The organism is uncultured Thiocystis sp. (assembly GCF_903866365.1).
Lineage (GTDB): Bacteria > Pseudomonadota > Gammaproteobacteria > Chromatiales > Chromatiaceae > Chromatium.
The window spans coordinates 1-5,741 of record NZ_CAIPNF010000196.1; the positions used below are offsets into that span (position 1 = coordinate 1).

Here is a 5,741-nt window from a genome sequence, read left to right on the forward strand (position 1 = left end):
ATGGTCATGCCCGGCGACAACGTCAAGATGACCATCAAGCTGATCGCCCCGATCGCCATGGAAGAAGGTCTGCGCTTCGCCGTGCGCGAAGGCGGACGCACGGTCGGTGCCGGCGTCGTCGCGAAGATTATTGCGTAAATGAGGTGCTTAAGGCGCGCCGGCTCGTGTTATTCTGAGTCTGCGCGTTGTATCCTTTTCGATTTAGGCCAGTAGCTCAATTGGCAGAGCGGCGGTCTCCAAAACCGCAGGTTGGGGGTTCGATTCCCTCCTGGCCTGCCATACAACCCATCGCTTAGGCGACAGACGATTCCATGAACTCACGTGCTGAGACCCGTGGCGCCAGCTTAGATACGATCAAGCTGGCAGTCGCTGCTTTTTTGCTGGTCGTTGGCATTTTTGCCTTCTACTATTTTTCCGGTTTGTCCTCGCTTCTCCGGGTCATCGGGTTGCTGATCTTCGGCGGAGTCGCCGCGGCCATTGCATTTCAGACGGAGCCTGGGCGTTTGCTATGGCAGTTTGTCGGCGACGCCCGGATGGAAGTCCGAAAAGTCGTTTGGCCTTCGAGACAGGAAACGCTTCAAACGACCCTGGTCGTGATCGCTATGGTCTTTATCGTTGGCATTGTGCTGTGGCTGTTCGACATGGTGCTGATGGCGATTCTTCGTTTCTTGACTGGCCAGGTGAGTTGACGATGTCCAAACGTTGGTACGTCATCCACGCCTATTCAGGCTTTGAAGGACAAGTCAAACGTTCACTTGAAGCGACCATCGCTAGGGCTGGCCTTGAGGATCTTTTCGGCATGATCCTGGTGCCAACGGAAGAAGTTGTCGAGATGCGCGGTGGGCAGCAGCGGAAAAGCGAGCGCAAATTTTTTCCCGGTTATGTGCTGGTCAACATGGAGATGACCGATGAGACCTGGCACTTGGTCAAAAGCGTGCCTAAAGTCATGGGTTTCATTGGCGGTACCGGCGATCGGCCCGCGCCTGTGCCGGACTCCCAAGCTGAAGTCATCTTGCAGCGTCTCCAGGAAGGCGGCGAGAAGCCGCGTCCAAAGGTGCTGTATGAGCCGGGCGAAGTCGTGCGGGTCACGGATGGCCCGTTCACGGATTTCAATGGCGTGGTTGAGGATGTTGACTATGACAAAAGCCGGGTCAAGGTGTCTGTCCTGATCTTCGGGCGATCCACTCCAGTCGATCTCGAATTCGCCCAAGTCGAAAAAGGTTAACCGAACAAATTATCCCTGCATTGCCCAAGCTGTGGTGACTAACCTCGCGGTCAGCAAATCATTCGCCGACTCCATCTCCGGATCGGTTTCCTTACGTCGTCCCCATGAGGGGACTTGCATGGGGAGCCAGGATTTCGATTCCTGGCGTTCGCACCCATTGGAGAGCAAACGTGGCAAAGAAAATTAATGCCTACATCAAGTTGCAGGTGAAGGCGGGGGAAGCGACCCCGAGTCCCCCCGTCGGTCCCGCGCTTGGTCAGCACGGCGTCAACATCATGGAGTTCTGCAAGACGTTCAACGCGCGCACGCAGGACATGGAAAAGGGGATGCCGACTCCGGTCGTCATCACCGTCTATTCGGATCGCAGTTTTACCTTCATCACCAAGACGCCTCCGGCGTCCATTCTGCTGAAGAAAGCGCTCGGCCTTCCCAAGGGGAGCCCGAATCCGAACACCAATAAAATCGGCACGGTGACACGCGAGCAATTGGAACAGATTGCAACCATGAAGATGCCCGATCTGACGGCGGCCGATATGGACGCCGCAGTCCGGACCATCGCTGGAAGCGCCCGTGCCATGGGTCTCGATGTTGAGGGGGTGAACTGATGGCTCGTTTATCGAAGCGCGTGCGCGCGATCCATGAGCGCGTCGAACGCAGCAAGCTCTACGCCCCGGAAGAGGCATTTACTCTCCTGAAAGAACTGTCCACGGTCAAGTTCGCCGAAAGTATCGACGTGGCGGTCAATCTCGGCGTTGATCCGCGTAAATCGGATCAGGTCGTGCGTGGTTCCACGGTTCTGCCGCATGGCATTGGCAAGACCGTCCGGGTCGCGGTCTTCGCGCAGGGCGCGGCCGCCACCGCAGCGACGGAAGCCGGCGCGGATCGGGTTGGCTTCGATGACCTCGCCGAAGAGATCAAGGCCGGCCAGATGGATTTCGATGTGGTCATTGCCTCGCCCGATGCGATGCGTCTGGTCGGTCAGCTTGGCAAGATTCTGGGGCCGCGCGGACTGATGCCGAATCCGAAGGTCGGTACCGTGACGCCGGACGTGGCCGAGGCCGTGCGCAATGCTAAGGCGGGTCAGGTGCGCTACCGCACCGACAAGGCCGGCATCATCCACTGCCCGCTCGGTCGCATTGGATTTGAACCCGTCAAGCTCCGGGAGAATCTGGAGGCGTTGCTGGTCAACCTCATGAAGGCAAAGCCTAGCAGTTCCAAAGGCATCTACATGCGCAAGGTCACGGTGTCCAGCACCATGGGGCCTGGCTTGACGGTCGATTATTCCAGTTTGATTTAAAGGGGCGCGTCCGCGGTGCTTGTGCGCCGGACACATCGAGTTTCTTTGAGGTCTCGGCAACCGCTGGAGGCCGTTAAAGACCGCAGGTGTCCCAATGGCTATCAGGGATTCGGCCGGTGGGGCTTAATGGTTTCGACGCCTGCGCAGACGGTGCTCCCGAATCGGCGGTCTTTGCTGATGACGGCGCACGTTTTTGGCGTTCAGTGCGGCGCTGGAGGCGCTGTCCGGAATGCCACTCGGCCTCGGCCGGGCTACCAACCGTAAGGGGTGACGACAGTGGCGCTGAATTTTGCGCAAAAAGAAGCAATCGTCGCCGAAGTCGCGCACGTCGCGAAGAGTGCCTATTCGGCCATCGGAGCCGAATATCGGGGTTTGACCGTGGAACAACTGACCAGGCTGCGCGTGGAAGCACGCAAGGCCGGCGTCTATATTCGCGTCGTCAAGAATACCCTGGCCCAGCGCGCGCTGGAAGACACGGATTTTGCCTGCATGCGAGAGGGGCTCACGGGCCCGCTGATCCTCGCGTTTTCGCAGACCGATCCGGGTTCGGCGGCGCGTGTCCTGGAGGCGTTTGCAAAGGATCATGACAAATTCAAGGTGCGACTCATCGCCCTTGGCGGCAAACTGCTCGATCCTTCGGAGATTGGCAATCTGGCCAAGATGCCGACCTACGATCAGGCAATCAGTCTGCTGATGTCCGTCATGAAGGCTCCCGTGCAAAAGCTCGCCGCGACCATCAACGAGGTGCCGGGCAAACTGGTCCGCACCATCGCCGCGATTCGCGATGCCAAAGAGGCCGCTTAAGCCGCGTCCTCGCTCGACCCGCAACCCGATTAACCGTATTCAGATTTCCAGGAGAAACCCATGGCCGTTTCGAAAGACGAGATTCTCGAAGCGATTGGCAACATGACCGTGCTTGAGGTCGTCGACCTCATCAGCGCGATGGAAGAAAAGTTTGGCGTGACCGCCGCCGTCGCCGTCGCCGCCGCCGCACCTGGTGCTGGCGGTGCGGTGGCTGAAGTCGAGGAACAGACCGAGTTCGATGTCATCCTCTCTTCGTTCGGCGCCAACAAGGTTGCCGTCATTAAGGTTGTGCGCGCGCTGACCGGTTTGGGCCTGAAGGAAGCGAAGGACGCCGTCGAAGGTGCCCCGACGACCCTCAAGGAAGCCGTGTCCAAGGCCGAGGCCGAAGACGCCAAGAAGCAGCTTGTAGAGGCTGGCGCCACTGTCGACATCAAGTAACGGCGCATTGCGTCGTCACTTTTCCGGCAAAGCGATGAGGCTGGCGGCGACGAACCGCCGGCCTTTTCCCGTTGGGTTCAGACAACCCGGCGGCTTTTCGTCGCTCGGTTCCGATGCCTGGCCCGGCGCTGACCGCGCCATTGTTTTGATGCTCGTTCCTTGCCGTCAGCAACCCGCAGCAACGTCCACGCCCCGTCAGGGACCCAAGCAAGCACCTCGAGGGAAGGCATAATGGCCTATTCGTTCACCGAAAAAAAGCGCATCCGCAAAGACTTCGGCAAGCGTCCCAGCATTCTGGGCGTGCCGTTCCTCCTGGCCACGCAGATCGACTCCTATCGCGAGTTTCTGCAAGCCAATTCCTCGGTGAAGGACCGTCGGGACGTGGGGCTGCATGCTGCTTTCAAATCCGTCTTTCCGATCGAGAGCTACTCGGGATACGCCATTCTGGAGTATGTGAAATACCGTCTCGGCGATCCGGTCTTCGATGAGCGCGAGTGCCACCTGCGCGGCGCGACCTTTGCCGCGCCCCTGCGGGTTCTGTTGCGTCTCGTGATTTACGATAAGGAGGCCCCGTCCGGCTCCAAGGTGGTCAAGGACATCCGCGAGCAGGAAGTCTACATGGGCGAACTGCCGCTCATGACCGAGACCGGCACCTTCATCATCAACGGCACCGAGCGGGTCATCGTCTCGCAGTTGCACCGTTCGCCGGGTGTCTTTTTCGACCACGACAAGGGCAAGACCCACTCCTCGGGCAAGCTTCTGTTCTCGGCCCGCGTGATTCCCTACCGCGGATCCTGGCTCGATTTCGAGTTCGATCCCAAGGACAATGTCTTTGTGCGCATCGACCGTCGCCGCAAACTGCCGGCGACCGTCCTGCTGCGCGCACTCGGCTATGGCGTGGAAGACATCCTGTCTCGCTTCTTCGAGACCGATACCTTCCGCATCCAGGGCCGCGACGTGACCCTGGATCTGGTGCCCGAGCGTCTGCGCGGCGAGACCGTCGGTTTCGATGTGAAGATCGGCGAGGAGATTCTGGTGGACGCCGGGCGTCGCGTGACGGCGCGCCACATTCGCGAACTTCAGAAGTCCGGGGTCGAGCGTCTGGAGGTGCCCCCGGACTTCATGGTCGGGCGGATTCTGGCCCACGCTCAGATCGATACCGAGACCGGCGAGGTGCTGGCCGAGGCCAATACCGTGGTGACGCCGGAGTTGCTGGAGACCCTGTTGCAGAAGGGGACCGAGACCCTCGAAACCCTGTTCGTCAACGATCTCGATCAGGGGCCTTATCTGTCGGAAACCCTGCGCATCGATCCCACCACCAGCGATCTGGAGGCGCAGGTCGAAATTTATCGGATGATGCGCCCCGGCGAGCCGCCCACCAAGGAAGCCGCGCAGAATCTCTTTCATAACCTGTTCTTTACCCCGGATCGCTACGATCTCTCCGCCGTCGGGCGGATGAAGTTCAACCGCCGGCTCGGGCGTGCGTCGGAAACCGGGCCGGGCGTGATCTACGACGGTCGTTATTTCAAGGGCCGCAACGACGAGTTTTCCAAGAAGCTCGTCGCCGAACATGGCGAGACCTCGGACATCATCGAGGCGCTGAAGGTGCTGGTCGAACTGCGCAACGGCCGCGGTACGGTGGACGATATCGATCACCTGGGCAACCGGCGTATCCGTTGCGTTGGCGAGATGGCTGAGAACCAGTTCCGCGTCGGTCTGGTGCGGGTGGAACGCGCCGTGAAGGAGCGTCTGTCGCTGGCCGAATCCGAGGGCCTGATGCCTCAGGAACTGATCAACGCCAAGCCGGTCTCGGCGGCGATCAAGGAGTTCTTCGGTTCCAGCCAGCTCTCCCAGTTCATGGACCAGAACAATCCGCTGTCCGAAGTCACCCACAAGCGGCGGGTTTCGGCACTCGGCCCAGGCGGTCTGGCGCGCGAGCGGGCCGGCTTCGAGGTGCGCGACGTGCATCCGACGCAC

The 5,741-nt window shown here is 60.0% G+C and carries 6 protein-coding genes, 1 tRNA gene and 2 pseudogenes; all 9 read left to right on the forward strand.

Going from position 1 to position 5,741, the window contains the following annotated elements; all coding sequences use genetic code 11:
* Window positions 1-138 (forward strand): annotated as a pseudogene (gene tuf / locus QZY07_RS11185) (elongation factor Tu); the annotation flags it as partial.
* A gap of 65 nt (window positions 139-203) precedes the next feature.
* Window positions 204-279, forward strand: a tRNA-Trp gene (locus QZY07_RS11190).
* Between the two features lie 32 nt (window positions 280-311).
* Window positions 312-689: a preprotein translocase subunit SecE gene (gene secE, locus QZY07_RS11195; protein WP_295402472.1), complete on the forward strand. Its 378-nt coding sequence runs from the start codon at window positions 312-314 to the stop codon at window positions 687-689.
* Between the two features lie 2 nt (window positions 690-691).
* Window positions 692-1,225, forward strand: coding sequence for a transcription termination/antitermination protein NusG (nusG, locus tag QZY07_RS11200; protein ID WP_295402474.1), 534 nt, complete (start codon window positions 692-694; stop codon window positions 1,223-1,225).
* A gap of 170 nt (window positions 1,226-1,395) precedes the next feature.
* A complete protein-coding gene (gene rplK / locus QZY07_RS11205) occupies window positions 1,396-1,830 on the forward strand; it encodes a 50S ribosomal protein L11 (protein ID WP_295402476.1) in 435 nt (144 codons plus the stop codon).
* Window positions 1,830-2,522, forward strand: coding sequence for a 50S ribosomal protein L1 (gene rplA, locus QZY07_RS11210; protein ID WP_295402478.1), 693 nt, complete (start codon window positions 1,830-1,832; stop codon window positions 2,520-2,522). The genes rplK and rplA overlap by 1 nt, the downstream gene beginning before the upstream one ends.
* Before the next feature lie 276 nt (window positions 2,523-2,798).
* The gene (rplJ, locus tag QZY07_RS11215) at window positions 2,799-3,326 is read left to right on the forward strand and encodes a 50S ribosomal protein L10 (RefSeq protein ID WP_295402480.1); all 528 of its coding nucleotides are present in this window, start codon (window positions 2,799-2,801) and stop codon (window positions 3,324-3,326) included.
* A gap of 60 nt (window positions 3,327-3,386) precedes the next feature.
* Window positions 3,387-3,764 carry a 50S ribosomal protein L7/L12 gene (rplL, locus tag QZY07_RS11220; RefSeq protein WP_295402482.1) on the forward strand — a complete coding sequence of 126 codons (378 nt, stop codon included), beginning with the start codon at window positions 3,387-3,389 and terminating at the stop codon, window positions 3,762-3,764.
* 231 nt (window positions 3,765-3,995) lie between these two features.
* Window positions 3,996-5,741 (forward strand): annotated as a pseudogene (rpoB, locus tag QZY07_RS11225) (DNA-directed RNA polymerase subunit beta); the annotation flags it as partial.

Coding starts and splice junctions, on each gene's coding strand:
- rplA (WP_295402478.1), top strand. CDS start 1,830: ATGGCTCGTTTATCGAAGCGCGTGCGCGCGATCCATGAGCGCGTCGAA.
- rplL (WP_295402482.1), top strand. CDS start 3,387: ATGGCCGTTTCGAAAGACGAGATTCTCGAAGCGATTGGCAACATGACC.
- nusG (WP_295402474.1), top strand. CDS start 692: ATGTCCAAACGTTGGTACGTCATCCACGCCTATTCAGGCTTTGAAGGA.
- secE (WP_295402472.1), top strand. CDS start 312: ATGAACTCACGTGCTGAGACCCGTGGCGCCAGCTTAGATACGATCAAG.